Below are 16,056 nucleotides of genomic sequence, written 5' to 3'. Positions count from 1 at the left end.
GCCTGCACAAAGGCATCCATCGTCGCGTCCAATTTAGCGGCTTGCGACTGGGACACCTTGAGCTTGCAGGAGATGGTTAGGATTTGGCTCATAAGTTCATTGTACTTCATCAAAGCGCATTCCTCCCGGCAGTGACCCTACGGGCACAGTGCGGGGCTCCTGCGATTTCTAGCTGATCCCCGGGTGCTATGCCATCCAGCCAAGGGCGGGGATCCCAAGAAGTCCAGCACGCCTTCGTCGGATGTTGACAGGCCGAACCGGATCTCGGCGGAACCTGAGCAGCAGCAGGCAGGGCAGTGGAGACGGGAGACAAAGGCATTCCGAAGCTATGATGAACAGGGATGGCTCTGAGTTTCTACCTACATCTTTAACTGGGTCTGTTTTCAGGCTGTGCTGACTGCTTCTTCTGCCGGTTCTGCGGTTGATGCCATTGCTCCTTTTGCTCCCCAAGTCTGGAGCTGGCGCGGACATGCCATTCGCTATGTGGTGCAGGGATCCGGATCCCCCCTGGTTTTGGTGCATGGATTCGGGGCTTCCATCGGCCATTGGCGGCACAACATCCCCGTGCTGGCTGCGGCAGGATACCGGGTCTATGCCCTGGATTTGCTCGGGTTTGGCGGCTCGGCCAAGCCTGCCCTCCCCTACACCCTGGATCTCTGGGCGGAGTTGCTGGTGGATTTTTGGCAGCAGCACATTCAGCAGCCTGCTGTATTTATCGGCAATTCCATCGGTGCCTTGCTCAGCTTGATCATGGCTGCCCGGCATCCCCAGTTAACGGCAGGAGCAGTGTTGCTCAACTGCGCCGGGGGGTTGAACCATCGCTCCCATGAGCTCAACCCGATGTTTCGCCTTTTCATCGGTGTTTTCACCGCTCTGGTGGCCTCTCCGGTGACGGGGCCATTTTTGTTTGATCGGGTGCGGCAGCGGCAGCGTATCCGCGCAACTCTCGAGCAGGTGTACCGTAACCCCGCCGCCATTACCGATGAGCTGGTGGAGATTCTGTATGCCCCTTCCTGTGATGTGGGCGCTCAGCAGGTGTTTGCCTCGATTCTTACCGCTCCCCCCGGCCCGACTCCCGAAGCCCTATTGCCTCAGGTGCGCTGTCCGCTGTTGGTGCTCTGGGGAGAAGGGGATCCCTGGACACCCATTCAACGGGGCCGCGGCTTTCAAAACCATGTGCAAGGGATCGACTACCAGTTTCTCCCCATCCCCGATACAGGCCATTGCCCCCACGACGAGCGCCCAGAGGTGGTCAACCCTCTGATTTTGGGCTGGCTGCCCAGGGCCTTTGCGGCGGTCTAAGCTTTTTTGGAGGTTCCTTTGCCGGAGAGGCCCAACCAACCTCGGATTTTGGCCATCCAGACTTGAAGGGGTGAAGGCTGGGGACGGATCGCCACCTGGACCGGCTCGTCTTGGAAGTCCTTGTCCTTGAGGCGAAACCCAAACTCCAGGTCATCTTTCACCTTGCCGAGACGGGGAAACAGCCTGACGGCTGCTTTTTTGAGTTCTTCCTCGTTTTGGAAAATGGCCTGGTGAATGGCGCTGGAACGCCCCACTGCTAGGGATCCCACCGGCAGCCAAGGGTTGGGCTGGCCAGGCGCGGGCTGGCGACGGCGGGCAAAGATGTTGAACTCCGGCATCCCCTTGGCTTTCAGCTCGTCGTACCGTTTGGCGGCTTCCTTGCGCTTGGCAGTGTTGGAGCTGGCCGGTTTTTTCTCAGGCTTGGATTTGCGGAAACCCTTAGACTGACTCATACTTGGGCTGACGAGAGGGGGGATTTTTTGCAGCTTAGCGCAGATCGGATCCCCTTCTCTGCCGGGGATCCCTTGTCATCATTGTTCGTAGCCGGCGTGCTATACTTGTTGAGCTTCGGCGGGCGGTTAGAGGGGCCCGTCAGTCGGGATGTAGCGCAGCTTGGTAGCGCACTTCGTTCGGGACGAAGGGGTCGCAGGTTCAAATCCTGTCATCCCGATAGGCTTGAAGTTCACTTAGCTGTCAACTGGTAGTTTTTCGGGTCAGGGTGAGACGCCTGGGCTGCTGAGAAAAGCCCTACAAGCCTGTGCATTATTGCTCCGCAATGCTGACGCGAAGATGCGACGACGCGACCAACGTTTTGGGTGTAGGTGCAGTGTCCTATTTTGAATTGAAATGACCCTAATCTTGGAGTTGTAAGTGACGCAGCCAGGCGTTGACGTTAACCCGAATCCGCTGCCCAATCTGTAAGAGGCGGTGCAGGTTTTCGGCGGAAATGTCTCGGCAATCTTCTTGGGGCCAAGCTGGGCAACGCGGGCCAATTTGACGCTCCAGCGCTGTCAGATAGAGCTCTTGCAGGCGATCCAAGTTGATGGGCAGGCGCAGGTCTGCAGCCAATTGCAGCCATTCTTCCAGGTTGTAGAGCTGTTCGCCGAAGGTCTCCGGCTCAAAAGCGTGGGCAAGGTGCCACATCCCCCGCTGTAGGAGCCGATCCAGAACCCGGGCTGCCTCTTCCCGCCGCAACTGACACCCCAACTGCTCGGCCTCGCGCACAATTGCCCGCAATTCCAGCAGGTGATCCCGCTTGCCCTCTTCCATTTCCATCGCCCGCAAACTGGTCAACAGGCGTTGGTTGAGGGTGATCTGAGCGGCAGCCAACAACTCTTCCGGGATCGGCAGGCCGTCGGCCCGAAAGGCCATCAAGACCCCGTAATTGTCCAGGTAGGTTTGGCGGTAGAGCTGGGCCAGGCGGTCTAGGGTATCTTGAGTGAGCCAGCGCATCATCTGCTGCCGGTCTTCGTCGTTCAGGGCGTTCAGGTCGAAGGTTTCCGGCCCAAACAGATCTTGCAGGATCAGGATCATCTGGATCCGACTGTGGGATCCGGCCAGCAGCCGCGCTTTTATCTGCTCGTAGATGCGCCGCCCGGCAAACGGCTTGACGCCACATTGAAAGTCCCAGCCGCCGAGATGGAGCATGGCGTAGATCAGGTCGTGCTCTTCGCGGGTGGTGGGAAAGGTGAGCTTCACCCGCCCGATGGCCAGTGTCGACCCGCCTATCGTCAGGCGCTCTTGATCCACTTGATCCAGCACATATCCTTGGGAACGGGGGATCCCGTTAAACAGGGAAAACATGGCGTGCTGAGCCACCAGCCGTTGCGGGCTGATCAAGCTGGGGCGCACCAAGGCGCAATAGACCCCCTTGCCGTCTCTGTAGAGGTCGAGGTTGCTGGGGGCCTTGCTCAGGCGCTGCAAAAACTCCTCTTCTAGGTTGACATCCGCCACTGCTGCTGCCAACTGGATAGCCCGTGCCGCGTAACGCAGGATCTGCACCCCTTCAGGACGGGATAGCTCCTCGAAAAACCAGCCACAACTGGTGAACATCAACTGGCTGTAGCGCTGCATCTCCAACAGGCGCAGCACTTGCACCCGATCTTCGGCGGTGAGGCGGTGGCTTTGGTGCTCCTGCAAAAAGGCATCACAGCGCTCCCGATCCAAAATCACCTCGATGTAACGATCCCGCGCCAGCCAGGGATCCCGCAGGTAGGCTCTGGCCTCCGTCTCGTAGATCTCGGCCAGCTGATCCCGCAGCCAGTTGAGGGCCTCCCGCAGCGGTTGCCGCCAGCGTTGGTGCCACCCTCCCACCGCTCCGCAGCCACAGTCTCGCGACCACCGTCCTACCCCGTGGGCGCAGCTCCAGGCGGTGACCGGTTTCAGTTGCACCTCCCAAGTGGGGGGATGTTGGCTGAGAAAATGGCTGTAGTTGCCCACCTGCCAGCCCCGGCGGGGAAATTCCTCGCAAAAGGCATAGGCCAGTGTGCGTTCTACACCCCGCTTGTGGTGGCCAAAAGTCTCGCCATCGGTGGCACAGTTGATCAGATAGGCTTCCCCCTCTTTGTCCGGGCGCAGAGCGGAACGGATCCGCTCCGCCAGCGAATAAGTACTGTAAACGATATCCCCAAAGCCCAAGTCACGGGAAATGGGGCCATCGAAAAAGAAAATATCCAAGTACCCCTCCCGGTCGGGGGTAAAGCAGCGGTAGGGCCGGCGGGGATCGATCTGGCCTTGGCTAACGTCGATCCACTCGGTTTGTCCCAAGGGGCGAATGCGCTGCGCTTGGCTGGGGGCCAAAATGACGAAGCGGATCCCACATTCGACCAAGGCCGTGACCGTTGCTGCATCAATGGCGGTTTCGGCCAGCCACATCCCCTGGGGATGGCGCCCAAAGCGGTGTTGAAAATCGGCAATTCCCCAGCGGATCTGGGTGTACTTGTCTCGCTCGTTGGCCAGGGGCAGGATGACGTGGTTGTAGACTTGGGCGATGGCATTGCCATGACCCTCCAGCCGCTCAGCGCTGAGACGGTCGCCGGCCAAAATGCGTTGGTAAACTTCAATGTCATGCTCCTCTAGCCAAGAGAGGAGAGTAGGGCCGAAGTTAAAGCTCAAGAATTCATAGTTGTTGACAATGCGCACCACCCGTCCTTGGTCGTCCAGAACGCGGGCAAAGGCGTTGGGGCGGTAACATTCCGCCCAAATGCGCTCGTTCCAGTCGTGAAAGGGGCTGGCGCTCGGCTGTCGCTGAATGCGGTTGAGGCAGGGATCCTCCCGAGGCGGCTGATAAAAATGGCCGTGCAACACCACGTACGGCCGCGCAGAGGAAAGCTCAGCAGCACCTGCCGGAGAAGGAGCCGCTTGCATCGGCGGGTCGGAGACCAAATCGCTGTGCCCTGACTGTGCCGCTGGCCTATCGGAATTTTTGGAGCCACTCGGCATCATGAGATTACACTCCTTTTAGAGGCCTCCAACTGGGTTACAGGGGAAGGCAATGTTAACTTAAGTTCATATCCATACGTTACAGCGATCCCCGATCTGCAACGGTGAATGTAAAGGATTCAGTTGGAAATTTGACAGGGAACAAACATCGGTCAGTAATCTTTGCGTTTTCCTCACAACAGAAGGGATCCAGCCGGGATCCCTTCCTGAACGGGTCTCAGTCTCTGCCCAGTTGGATCCCCGGACTTAGCCGGTGGGGGCCGATTTGCCGGTGGCCATTTCCCACACCGAATAATCCACCACCGCAGCAGGCGGATCGGCGCTGAGAATGCCCAAAGATTTCAAGGTTTCCACGTTGGCCCGATACACCGAAGGCACCAGCAACCCAGCATTGCCTTCCAGGGTGGGGCCCGCCTGATACAGCTTGGCAATTTCAGCCATTTGCCAGGTTTGGTGCTTGAGGGGATCCGCTTCCGAGCCGGATCCTTTGCAGGTTGCGCCGCAGAAGGTGAGAACCACCTGCACCGTTTCTTCTGGGTTGGCCACAGCGTAATCCCAACCCTTGATCGAGGCTTTCACCAATTTGGCCGCGATGGCTTTGCCCGATTGGCCGGATCCCTTAAAGTTGCTTTCGTTTAAAACGCGCTCGGTGGTGAACAGCAGGTCTTCCAAGAGGTTGATGCCGTAGTCTGGCAGGTGCATGACGTTGAGTTCGCTCAGGGGGTAGCCCAAACCCACGATCTGATTCAGCTCGTTGTAGAGCATGGCCGAGGCTACATCCACCTTATCGGGGAAAACCAGGGCCGGATCGAAGCCATAGGTGATCAGCTCCACATCGGGGTTGGTCACCCCTGTATCCAGGCTGGTGGTCAAGTTGAAGGCTTTCATCAGAGCCAGGGCCGGATATTCGTTGCCAGAAGGCCAAATGCCCACCTTTTTACCTTTGAAATCGGCAGGACTTTTGATCCCGCTGGATTTGAGAGACACCATCGCGTAGCCCGACTTCTGAAAGATCTGGGCGATGTGAACCACGGGCAGCCCCTGAGCCCGGGCAGTCAGCAGGTCGGTGATCCAAGTGTTGCCAAAGTCGGCTCCGCCCACGACCACTGTCTGGATGGGGGATTGATCTCCAATCGGCAGCAGCTCGACGTTCAGACCTTCGGCTTCGTAAAATCCTTTTTCCTTGGCGATCAGGTATCCGGCAAACTGGGCTTGCGGAAACCATTTCAGTTGAAGTTTCACATCCACCAACCGGCTCTGGGCCTGGGATCCCATCCCCAGCAGGGTCGTCAGTGCCAGCGCCATGCCCAATACCAACGACATCAAAGGGATCCCGCGCTTACGCTTGAAGAGGCGGGGCAGGTGAGATAGGGCGTGAACAGTACGGCGGCCTAGATCCATAGTGCAACCCTTGCTTCTTAAGAACGGTGTGCCAAGACTGTAGAGGATCTGCCTCTGGGCAGAATGTTCACCACGCTCACAATGCCTGGAGGGAGATCAAATCTGCGGGGCCAACTTTCCGTCGGCTTTGGAATGACCCCTTCGAGGTCAGGCCCCCATTGGAATCACCGTGCATCCCCAGCTCGCCAACTCAAATTCCCGCCCAGTGCCACCAGGCCCAGCCCAGCCCCACTAGCAGCGCCGTTACCCCGTAGAAGGATCCCACCACCTGCACCTCCGACCAGCCCCCCAGCTCCAGATGGTGGTGCAAGGGCGACATGCGCAACAGCCGTCTGCCTGTGCCGGTTTTGCGTTTGGTGTATTGGAAGTAGCCCACCTGCAGCATCACCGACAGCGCCTCTGCCACCAGCACTCCCCCCATCAGGGCCAAGGCCCAGAGCTGATCCCCCAGCAGCGCCAACCCGGCCAGAGCGCCCCCCAACCCCAGGGATCCGGTATCGCCCATGAACAGCCGCGCCCGGTGGTGGTTGTGAACCAGGAACCCCAAGCAGGCACCGCTCAGGGTGAAAGCCAACACCGATAGCTCTGGATCCCTGTGAAGGAGCCCCAGCCCAATCAGCAGGATGGCCACCACCCCTGCCGCCAAGCCGTCCATACCATCGGTGAGGTTTACGGCATTATTGGTGCCCACCAACACAAACAGGGCCAAGGGCCAGAACAGCCAGCCCAGAGAGAGGGTGCCTATCCCCGGCAAGGTCAGACTGGTCGGGATCCCCTGCCAGGCCAGGTAGACACAAAACCCAAGGGCAACTCCCACCTGGAGCAACAGCTTGTGTTTGGGAGACAACCCCTTGTTGGATTGCTGTCGGATCACCAGCCAATCGTCCAGCCAGCCGACAAAGCTGTAGGCCAGCGTGAGCAGCGCGACGGCCAGCCAATGGGGATCCCAGCCGCTCCAGATCCCCGCCACCAGCAGCCCCACGGGCAAAAAGCTGATCCCGCCCATGGTGGGTGTGCCTGCTTTTTTCTGGTGGGATTGGGGCCCCTCCTGACGGATCACCTGCCCTGCCTTCCAGCGCCGCAATCCGGGGATGAGCAGGGATCCCAGCAGGGCCGAACCCAACACGCTCAATCCAAAAGGAACAAACACCTGGGGGCGGATCCCAATCACAAGGGCCGAGAGGGCTAAACCCAGCCCCAGCGAGAGCGCCATCCCGCCCCACTCTGTTTCTTCCAGCTCCAGATCAGGAAGTGTATCCGCATCCACCCTTTCTGAACCCCTCACACCCTCAACCTCCAAACCCTCAAAAACTCTATCCTGCCAGAGCTCAGAGGCGAAAGTTAGTTGAGTGGGGATCCCTTCAATAGGGCCACTTCCAGTTGCGCACCTCCGGCAGATCTTCTCCATGCTCGCGGATGTAGTGTTTGTGCTCCACCAGCTTGTCTTGGATGATCTGCTTGATGTGGGCCCGCTCGTACTTGAAGCGCTCCACCCGATCCAACACATCATCGGCCAAGCTGAAGCGATCCACCTCGTTGAGGACACACATGTCGAAGGGGGTGGTGGTGGTGCCCTCCTCCTTGTAGCCGCGCACGTGCAAGTTGTGGTGGTTGGGGCGACGGTAGGTGAGGCGGTGAATCAGCCAGGGATAGCCGTGGAAGGCAAACACGATGGGCTTGTCCGGCGTGAAGATGCTGGCGTAATCCACATCGCTGATGCCGTGGGGGTGTTCGCTGGGCGGCTGCAGCTTCATCAAGTTCACCACATTCACCACCCGGATCTTGATGTCCGGCAGGTGCTGCCGTAGGAAGTCCACCGCCGCCAGGGTTTCCATCGTCGGCACATCGCCGCAGCAGGCCATCACCACATCCGGCTCTGAACCCTGATCGTTGCTGGCCCATTCCCAGATGCCCAAGCCCTGGGTGCAGTGCTTGATGGCCGCATCCATATCCAGGTACTGCAGGGCCGGCTGTTTGCCTGCCACGATCACGTTCACGTAGTGGCGACTGCGCAGACAGTGGTCGGCCACCGAGAGCAAAGTATTGGTATCCGGGGGCAGGTAGACGCGGATGATTTCGGCCTTTTTGTTGACCACGTGATCCAAAAAGCCGGGATCCTGGTGGCTGAAGCCGTTGTGATCCTGCCGCCACACATGGGAAGTCAGCAGGTAGTTGAGGGAAGGAATGGGCCGCCGCCAAGGAATGTGCCGGGTGGTTTTCAACCATTTGGCGTGTTGGTTGAACATCGAGTCCACCAGGTGGATGAAGGCTTCGTAACAGGAAAAGAACCCGTGTCGCCCGGTCAACAGGTAGCCTTCTAGCCAGCCCTGACAGACGTGCTCGCTGAGGATCTCCATCACCCGTCCATCTGGGGAGAGGTGCTCGTCGCAATCGTAGATGGGAGCTACCCAGGTGCGGTCGCTGGCCTCAAACACAGCATCCAAGCGGTTGGAAGCGGTTTCATCGGGGCCAAAGAGGCGGAAGTTGTGGGGGTTGAGCTTCATCACATCCCGCAGAAATTGCCCCAGAACTCGGGTGGCTTCGGCTTCGGTGGTGCCGGGGCGGGGGACAGGCACGGCGTAGCGACGGAAATCCGGCATTTTCAGCTCCCGCGTCAGCAGGCCGCCGTTGGCGTGGGGCAAAGCCCCCATGCGTTTTTCCCCTTTGGGGGCCAGCTCTTGCAGCTCCGGCAGCAGACGGCCATTTTCATCGAAGAGTTCTTCCGGCTTGTAGCTGCGCATCCAGTCCTCCAGAGCCTTGAGGTGCTCCGGTTTTTTGGCCAGATCCGCCAGGGGCACTTGGTGGGAGCGCCAGAAATCTTCCACCTTTTTGCCGTCCACCTCTTTGGGGCCGGTCCAGCCTTTGGGGGTGCGCAGGATGATCATCGGCCATTGGGGACGAGTGGGATCCCCTTTGCTGCGGGCATGCTGCTGGATTTCTTGGATCTCGTGGATCACCGTGTCCAAAGTGGCGGCCATCAACTGGTGCATCTCTGCCGGCTCGCAGCCTTCTACGAAGTAGGGTTTGTAGCCGTAGCCCACAAACAGATTTTGCAGCTCGTCACGGCTGAGGCGGGCCAAAACGGTGGGATTGGCGATCTTGTAGCCGTTCAGGTGCAGAATCGGCAGCACTGCTCCGTCGTGGATGGGGTTGAGGAACTTGTTGGAATGCCAGGAAGCGGCCAAGGGGCCGGTTTCCGCTTCTCCATCCCCCACCACACAGGCCACCAGCAGATCGGGGTTATCAAAGGCAGCCCCAAAGGCGTGGGCCAGGGCATAGCCCAGTTCTCCCCCCTCGTGGATGGAGCCAGGGGTTTCCGGAGCCACGTGGCTGGGCACGCCGCCGGGGAAGGAGAATTGCTTGAAGAGCTTGCGCATGCCTTCGGCGTCTTGGCCGATGTTGGGATACACCTCGCTGTAGGTGCCTTCCAAGTAGGTGTTGGCCACCAGAGCAGGGCCACCGTGGCCGGGGCCGGTGATGTAGAGGATATTGAGGTTTTCCCGTTTGATGATGCGGTTGAGATGCACGTAGATGAAGTTCAACCCGGGTGTGGTGCCCCAGTGCCCCAGCAGGCGTGGCTTCACATGTTCCAGTTTTAGGGGTTCTCGCAGCAGCGGGTTGTCCATCAAATAGATTTGCCCGACCGACAGATAGTTGGCGGCCCGCCAGTAGGCATCCATTTTGCGAAGCTCGTCGGCGGTGAGCGGTTTTGTCGAGAGCTGTTCTGCCAGAACCATAGCTGTACCCCATAGGTATCTCTACTCCTATGGTGATCCGGGTTTGCCCAATTGCCGGGGGATCTTGGGATTCCTTTGGATTTGGCTCATTGGGTGAGCGGTAGGCACCTGTTACCACCACCAGGGCTTGATCGGGGTGCCGTCGGGAAAGATCAGGCCGGCAATCCGGGATCCGCTGTGCTTTAACCCTTCGATCTGAGCTCCTTCCAGGTTGGCTTGGGTTAGGTTGGCCCCGCTGACATCGGCCCGCCGCAGGTTAGCCCCCTGAAACTGGGCCTGACGCAGCTCGGCGCCGCTGAGATTGGCCCCTTCCAGGTCGGCATTTTGCAAGTTGGCCCCCCGCAAGTCCGCCCGCTGTAGGTTGGCTCCCCCCAAGTCCGCTCCCTCCAGGTTGGATCCACGCAGATCGGCCCGGTTCAGATCCGCTCCCCTCAGCCGGATCTGACAGAGCACCAGTTCCCGCAGATCGGCTTTGCTCAGGTCTTGGCCGGAGAAATCCTGTCCCTGTCCCCCCCAGTTCTGCAACTGCCAGATGTGGCGCACCCGTTCTTCTAGGTGGGTCTCTTCCGAAAGCCGGGATCCCCGCAGGCTGGTGCCGCTAACTTTTACCCCCCTCAGGTCGGATCCCCGCAGATCGGCTCCCTGTAAGTCGGCGCCGCTTAGCTTGGCCTCTTGCAAATTGGCCTGGCGCAGATCCGCCCGGCGCAGGTGGGCGCCGTTGAAGTTGCAAAGGCGCAGGTTGGCCTTTCTCAAATTGGCTTCGTAGAGGTTAACGCCCCCTAGCCGCGCCTCTTGCAGATCCACTCCCTCCAGGTCGGCGTAGGCAAAGTTCCGCTCCCCCCGCCGATAGGCCACGATCACCCCTTGCGCTCCCCCCACCGGGCGAAAGGGGCTGTAGGTGCAACAGGCCCGTTCTGCCTCCGGCTGGCCAAGCTGAGACAACAGCCGCCAAGCTGCCAAGCGGACTGCCCAAGAGCTATTGCCGGCGAGGGCTTCAATGAGTTCGGCCAGGCCCGCCGACCCGTACTGCAGCAACTGGGGCAGGGTGGCCAAGCGCACGGCTTCATCGCTGTGGGTGAGTCGTCTCCGCGCCCCCTCGATACCTCCCAACACCAAGGCATGGGCCGGGGCGCTCCCGGTTGCCGTTTGCCCCCCCAACACCAGATCCCAAGGTTGGGGCCGGGATCCCTGGCCAGTTCTGACAGCCGGCTGAGGCTTACCTACCATGGGCAGATCCCGATGAACCTGGCTTATAGCCAACGCCCCACCACCACGCGGATGGTGCCATCCTCCAGCACTTCTTCGGCCTCGATGGTATAGCCCTGCTCACGGGCTGAGCGCAGCAAACTTTTGTGGGCATAGCGCTGCAAGATCGGCTCCAGAAAGGTCTTGGGATCGATGCCCGCCCCCCACAGATCGGCCACCAGCTCGTAGTGATCCCCGTTGCGGCGAAACCCGATGTCGAAGCCATTTTTCTGACGGATCACCAAGTCGGCACGGGTGCGGTTCCAGAGATAGCCCCGCAGGCTGGTATCCCGCTGCACGGCGTAGCCCAATTCCTTCAGGGTCTCTTCCAGGAGATCGGCGTCTTTGATTTGCACTTGCAGGGTGGTGAAGTGAGACATGGCCCTTCCAATCCTTTGACCGATGGAGACCGGATCCTCACTATAAAGCGCCCTTGGGGTGGTGGAAGAAATGTAAACCATCCTGCGGTGGGTCGAGCGAGCGGAACGCAGCTCCCCCTTTCTCCCGCAGGAGTGCAACACACCTGGGCCTGGAGGGTCGCTGGGCTGGCCTGACCTGCCTTCTTATGTAGGCGCGCGCTGCGGCATTCGCGATAGCGGTACGGAGCACCAAGGCTGAGGCATCCGCGCCTAGCGTGTTCGGTGATACAGAAATCTTAGATCTGCATCTAGTGTCCAAAGTCGAGTATTGGCGATAACTTCCACTAGGTTTAGAGGCAGAAGCAAAAACCCGTCCCACAGGGATCCGTCCTCATCTGTTTCCGGCTGAGGTTGTCGGCGATGACGTGCCAAATTCACCTCAAGGCATTCCAAAAACCTGCTGATGAACCTTTCTATTCCCTGCCGAGCAAGCCCTTCCGATAGTTCTGCAAACAGAAATATCCATTTCTAGTTCTAACAAAATGAGTGAAAAAATTTGCTTTCTTAGCTTATGAGCAATCTGATTTGGCATCAAAAATTTGTTGATTGTTTAGAACAATCTTTCGTAACTTTCCTAAGCCTTAAATCCAGGCTTATGAAATGGTTAATTTCTCGGCCACCCTTTTAGTAGAGTTTTTAATCAACAAAATGGGCAGCTAGACGCTCCTAATAGAGTCTAGTGAGCCAGACTCAATAAATTTAGTGAGTCAAGCACTCGATTCTGGCTCAAGTTTTTAGAGTTAAAGCCTTTACGAAAGGGCTTTTGTGCTGGTATGAATAAGGTGCTGTTTGCAGAAAGGTCAGCTTCACACACAGGAAGACGGCTTGATGCAACAACAGGAGAAGTGGCGATTCTGACAGGACATGAATTTATGGTGTGGGGTTTGATATGTCGGAAAGTCTTGACTTGCAAGATGCGGTGGGGCGTTTCTTGAAGACGATTGGGCGCTACTCGTTGCTCACCGCTGAAGAAGAACTCCGTTTGGCTCACCAGGTGCAGCGGATGGTGGCGCTCCTAGAACAGCGGCAGCCCCACGAGTCGGTGGAAGATTGGAGCCGGCGGTTGGGGATCCCCTTGGCAGAGCTGCAGCAGATCCTGCGGCAGGGGGAAGCAGCCAAGAAACGAATGGTGGAGTGTAACCTTCGCTTGGTGGTGTCGATTGCTAAGCGCTATCGCAATCGCGGCTTGCCGTTTCTGGATTTGATTCAGGAAGGCACGATCGGCCTCACCCGCGCCGTGGAAAAGTTCGATCCCACCCGTGGCTACAAGTTCTCCACCTATGCCACTTGGTGGATCCGGCAAAGTGTGAACCGGGGCATCCAGAACAAGGGGCGGATGATCCGTCTGCCGGCCCACATGTACGAAAAAGTCTCCCAGGTGAAGCGGCGCTACCGCGAGTTATCTGCCGAAAGGGGATCCCGCCCCCAGGCAGAAGAAGTTTTTGATTCTCTGGATATCGGCGATAACTACCGTGAGCTGATCACCCGCCACATGGCAGAGATGCGGTCTTTGAATGTGGGGGTAGGGGATGAAGATGGCACCGAACTGCAGCACTTTATCCCAGATGAAGACAACGACCCTGTCGAACACCTAACCCAGGTTGCCCATCGAGAGGAAGTCCGCGCGCTGGTGGGCCAACTGAGCGAACGAGAGCGACAGGTCATTGTGGCTCGCTATGGGCTGGATGGATCCAGAGGTCTAACGCTGCGGGAAATTGGGGAGCACATCGGTCTTTCGCGGGAGCGAGTACGACAGATTGAACGGCGGGCCTTGCGGAAGTTGCGGCGGCTGCAGCAGGAATACTCCACTCCCAAGACCGGCAAACGGCTCAACCCCCTGGGTTAACCGGAGCCTGCGCCTGTTCCCGTCAGCGGTGCGGAGCACGATAGAAAGGTTTTTTCACTACTTCCGCAGGCCGGCGTTGCCCCCGAATTTCAATTTCCAGCCGGGATCCCACCTTGGCCCAAGCCGGAGCGACATAGCCCAAGCCGATGCCGTAGCCCAAACTGGGAGAATGGGTGCCGCTGGTTACCCGTCCGATCGGCTCAGGGGAGTTGGGAGCGTAGATGGCATAGCCGCTGCGGGGGATGGCCGGATGCAGCATGCGAAACCCCACCAGGTGGCGAGGGATCCCTTGCTCCCGTTGGCTTTCGATGGCGGGCTTGCCGATATAGTCTTCTGGGTTGTTCACCAACCATCCCAAGCCGGCTTCCAAGGGAGTGGTGCTCTCGTCCATGTCCTGCCCGTAGAGATGGAGCGCGGCCTCCAGACGTAGGGTATCGCGGCAGCCCAGCCCACAGGGTTGCACGCCGGCCTGAATCAGTTGCTCCCAAAGGCGGATGCCATCTTCGGGGCTGAGCATAACTTCAAAGCCATCTTCTCCGGTGTAGCCGGTGCGGGCCACAAAGATAGTCTCTCCCGAGGTTCCCGCTGCTGTGGCAAACCGACCGTGCTGAAACCGGCGCAAAGCCTTCAGGGATCCCTCTAAAAAGGGCTGGAGAACCTCCTCGGCTGCCGGCCCCTGCACCGCCAACAGAACCTGAGCATCGGAGTGATCCTGCAGGTTAACTCCGGGGATCCCTTGGAAGTGGTGGTTGAGCCAATCCCAATCTTTCTGCCGGGTGGCTGCATTGACGATCACGCTCCAGTGCTCCAGCTCACCCTCCGGTGGATGCCGGTAGAAGATGACATCATCCAAAATGCCCCCCAGTGGATTGAGCAGGACGGTGTACCGACCAGATCCCACAGGAACGGCGCTCAGATCGCTGGGAACCAGACGGCTGAGGTGGGATCCCAGCTCCGGCCCCCAGAGGGTGAACTTGCCCATGTGGGAAATGTCGAATATCCCCACCCTCTCCCGCACTGCCCGATGTTCTGCTATCACTCCCCGATACTGCAGCGGCATTTCCCAGCCGGCAAAAGAGACAAATCGCGCCCCCAAAGCTTGATGAAGGGGGAACAAGGGGGTGCGCTGCAGCGGGGTTGAACTCATCAGGGATCCCTTTGGCGTCCAGCGTAACGACCAGAATAAACTCACCGTCGCGCATTTTGGGGATCCTGTCCATCGACGACGGTGGGAGCTGGTACCCTGGGTCTTCTCCACACCCTGAGCTGCGTTGGCAACCTGTAGGGATCCCTGCGGTTCTACCCAGATCCGTCGCAGTGCTTCGCGTGATGTCTTCACGGCATCGGGTCAAGACTCGGTGAAGGGGGAATCTCCTGCTACTTGCCTTGCGTTAGCGGGAGGAGCGTCAATCAATCACCACATTCTTCGGGCCGGCGTTGACCTCTGGGCGACCCTGGTTGAAGTTGGCCAGGAAGGTATCTGGATCTTTGAGGCTGAAGACCAGCTTTTTGCAGGGCAGTTGCAGCCCTACCGGCCCCAGCAAGGGAATAAAGAGAGGCTTCTCCTGCACCAGTGGAATGGCGATCACCCCTTGGGCACTGGTTACCGGGCCAACGATCCCCTGAAAATCGGTGCGCACGCCCAGTCCGTAGTACCAAGGCCAGGGGAAGCGCTCCCCTTGTCCCAACTCGCTCAGGGAGAACGTCTCGTTGAACAGGCTGCCCGCCCGCACAATGAGCTTGTCTTGCAGCAGATCGACATAGGCCGACTCGCTACTCACCCCAAACAGAGCCAGCGGCAAACTTGCCAGGGGATTGGAGTCGATGGCCATGTAGTAGCGCATGAGAGATCTCCGATTTTACAGATGGGCGACTAGGTGAGCCGCGGCCCCCAGCCTTGCCAATTATAGAAAATCTTCCCCGTTGCCAGACTGACCAAAAGGGATCCCATCTGCCCACAAGCTAACCGAGTATGATGGGTTGCTTGGAGTGCCCTTTGAGGACTCCGTCCCGCTAACGCGAACAGCAAGCCACTGGCCAGCGAGGAAAACAGGATGGATCTGCGAGCCCTCATTCGCTTGGTGCCCGATTTTCCCAGACCCGGCATCCTCTTTCGGGATATGACCCCCCTGCTACAGGATCCGGCAGGCTTCCGGGCGGCTATTGAACAGTTGGCCGCCGGCACCACCGGCATGGGATCCCTAGATTATGTGGTCGGCATCGAGTCGCGGGGGTTCATTTTGGGGGCTGCTTTGGCACAACACCTGGGCTTGGGATTTGTCCCGGTTCGCAAGCCGGGCAAGCTGCCGCCGCCGGTGCTCAGCCAGACCTACAGCCTGGAATACGGCCAAGACCAGCTCCAACTCCACGCCCACGCCCTGCGCCCCGGAGAGCGGGTGTTGATCGTGGATGATGTCATTGCCACCGGGGGCACAGCCGCCGCCACCGCCCAATTGGTGGCCCAGAGCGGTGCTGAAGTGGGGGGATTTGCCTTCTTAATCGAGCTGGCCTTTTTGTCCGGCTGCAAGGCTCTTCCCCCTGGGATCCCTGCCCATGTGGTGATGGTGGAAGAATCTAACTGAGTTCCTCAACTAGGTTGTGTTGATCTTTCATTTGAGCCAAAAGAGAGCACTGACGAGATAGAGAAAACTCAAGAAGTTCCTGG

Annotated in this window: 12 protein-coding genes and 1 tRNA gene; 4 read left to right on the top strand and 9 right to left on the bottom strand. The window is 58.9% G+C overall.

The genetic code is table 11. From position 1 onward, the window contains the following. The first annotated feature begins 390 nt into the window (after positions 1–390). The gene (locus NW842_RS12915) at positions 391–1,302 is read left to right on the top strand and encodes an alpha/beta fold hydrolase (RefSeq protein ID WP_414418182.1); all 912 of its coding nucleotides are present in this window, start codon (positions 391–393) and stop codon (positions 1,300–1,302) included. Here the strand turns inward: NW842_RS12915 and NW842_RS12910 are convergent. Continuing rightward, the gene (locus NW842_RS12910) at positions 1,299–1,754 is read right to left on the bottom strand and encodes an HHL1-like protein (RefSeq protein ID WP_414418181.1); all 456 of its coding nucleotides are present in this window, start codon (positions 1,752–1,754) and stop codon (positions 1,299–1,301) included. The genes NW842_RS12915 and NW842_RS12910 overlap by 4 nt on opposite strands. A 144-nt stretch (positions 1,755–1,898) precedes the next feature. Here NW842_RS12910 and NW842_RS12905 point away from each other — a divergent pair. Beyond that, positions 1,899–1,972, top strand: a tRNA-Pro gene (locus tag NW842_RS12905). Between the two features lie 182 nt (positions 1,973–2,154). Here the strand turns inward: NW842_RS12905 and NW842_RS12900 are convergent. The 6 genes from NW842_RS12900 to NW842_RS12875 all read right to left on the bottom strand — a co-directional run bounded on the left by NW842_RS12900 (position 2,155) and on the right by NW842_RS12875 (position 11,506). Continuing rightward, the gene (locus NW842_RS12900) at positions 2,155–4,746 is read right to left on the bottom strand and encodes a DUF3536 domain-containing protein (protein WP_414418180.1); all 2,592 of its coding nucleotides are present in this window, start codon (positions 4,744–4,746) and stop codon (positions 2,155–2,157) included. A 243-nt stretch (positions 4,747–4,989) separates the two neighbouring features. Then, positions 4,990–6,144, bottom strand: coding sequence for an ABC transporter substrate-binding protein (locus NW842_RS12895; protein WP_414375393.1), 1,155 nt, complete (start codon positions 6,142–6,144; stop codon positions 4,990–4,992). A gap of 190 nt (positions 6,145–6,334) precedes the next feature. Further along, the gene (gene mraY / locus NW842_RS12890) at positions 6,335–7,357 is read right to left on the bottom strand and encodes a phospho-N-acetylmuramoyl-pentapeptide-transferase (protein ID WP_414418183.1); all 1,023 of its coding nucleotides are present in this window, start codon (positions 7,355–7,357) and stop codon (positions 6,335–6,337) included. Between the two features lie 148 nt (positions 7,358–7,505). After that, positions 7,506–9,881 carry a phosphoketolase gene (locus tag NW842_RS12885; protein ID WP_414357755.1) on the bottom strand — a complete coding sequence of 792 codons (2,376 nt, stop codon included), beginning with the start codon at positions 9,879–9,881 and terminating at the stop codon, positions 7,506–7,508. 111 nt (positions 9,882–9,992) lie between these two features. Continuing rightward, complete coding sequence (locus tag NW842_RS12880; RefSeq protein ID WP_414349866.1) at positions 9,993–11,108, bottom strand: pentapeptide repeat-containing protein; 1,116 nt, start codon at positions 11,106–11,108, stop codon at positions 9,993–9,995. A gap of 23 nt (positions 11,109–11,131) precedes the next feature. Beyond that, entirely contained in the window at positions 11,132–11,506 is a 375-nt protein-coding gene (locus NW842_RS12875) for a DUF1257 domain-containing protein (RefSeq protein WP_414418179.1), read from the bottom strand. Positions 11,507–12,434: 928 nt separating this feature from the next. Here NW842_RS12875 and NW842_RS12870 point away from each other — a divergent pair. Further along, positions 12,435–13,391 (top strand): sigma-70 family RNA polymerase sigma factor, encoded by a 957-nt coding sequence (locus NW842_RS12870; RefSeq protein ID WP_414375392.1) that lies wholly within the window; start codon positions 12,435–12,437, stop codon positions 13,389–13,391. A 22-nt stretch (positions 13,392–13,413) separates the two neighbouring features. Here NW842_RS12870 and gcvT read toward each other — a convergent pair whose 3' ends face one another. Together gcvT and NW842_RS12860 are read right to left on the bottom strand one after the other, a co-directional pair. Then, positions 13,414–14,538 carry a glycine cleavage system aminomethyltransferase GcvT gene (gene gcvT / locus NW842_RS12865; protein ID WP_414375391.1) on the bottom strand — a complete coding sequence of 375 codons (1,125 nt, stop codon included), beginning with the start codon at positions 14,536–14,538 and terminating at the stop codon, positions 13,414–13,416. A 259-nt stretch (positions 14,539–14,797) separates the two neighbouring features. Continuing rightward, entirely contained in the window at positions 14,798–15,235 is a 438-nt protein-coding gene (locus NW842_RS12860) for a hypothetical protein (protein ID WP_414356521.1), read from the bottom strand. A 210-nt stretch (positions 15,236–15,445) separates the two neighbouring features. Here NW842_RS12860 and NW842_RS12855 point away from each other — a divergent pair, with 210 nt between their 5' ends. Next, entirely contained in the window at positions 15,446–15,973 is a 528-nt protein-coding gene (locus NW842_RS12855; RefSeq protein ID WP_414375389.1) for an adenine phosphoribosyltransferase, read from the top strand. Positions 15,974–16,056: the final 83 nt, after the last annotated feature.

Origin of the sequence: Synechococcus sp. R55.4 (assembly GCF_047461935.1) — a bacterium.
GTDB lineage: Bacteria > Cyanobacteriota > Cyanobacteriia > Thermostichales > Thermostichaceae > Thermostichus.
This window is presented reverse-complemented; position numbering and strand designations above follow the sequence as displayed.

Coding starts and splice junctions, on each gene's coding strand:
- NW842_RS12885 (WP_414357755.1), bottom strand. CDS start 9,881: ATGGTTCTGGCAGAACAGCTCTCGACAAAACCGCTCACCGCCGACGAG.
- NW842_RS12880 (WP_414349866.1), bottom strand. CDS start 11,108: ATGGTAGGTAAGCCTCAGCCGGCTGTCAGAACTGGCCAGGGATCCCGG.
- NW842_RS12900 (WP_414418180.1), bottom strand. CDS start 4,746: ATGATGCCGAGTGGCTCCAAAAATTCCGATAGGCCAGCGGCACAGTCA.
- NW842_RS12860 (WP_414356521.1), bottom strand. CDS start 15,235: ATGCGCTACTACATGGCCATCGACTCCAATCCCCTGGCAAGTTTGCCG.
- NW842_RS12895 (WP_414375393.1), bottom strand. CDS start 6,144: ATGGATCTAGGCCGCCGTACTGTTCACGCCCTATCTCACCTGCCCCGC.
- NW842_RS12870 (WP_414375392.1), top strand. CDS start 12,435: ATGTCGGAAAGTCTTGACTTGCAAGATGCGGTGGGGCGTTTCTTGAAG.
- NW842_RS12855 (WP_414375389.1), top strand. CDS start 15,446: ATGGATCTGCGAGCCCTCATTCGCTTGGTGCCCGATTTTCCCAGACCC.
- NW842_RS12910 (WP_414418181.1), bottom strand. CDS start 1,754: ATGAGTCAGTCTAAGGGTTTCCGCAAATCCAAGCCTGAGAAAAAACCG.
- mraY (WP_414418183.1), bottom strand. CDS start 7,357: ATGGCGCTCTCGCTGGGGCTGGGTTTAGCCCTCTCGGCCCTTGTGATT.
- gcvT (WP_414375391.1), bottom strand. CDS start 14,538: ATGAGTTCAACCCCGCTGCAGCGCACCCCCTTGTTCCCCCTTCATCAA.
- NW842_RS12875 (WP_414418179.1), bottom strand. CDS start 11,506: ATGTCTCACTTCACCACCCTGCAAGTGCAAATCAAAGACGCCGATCTC.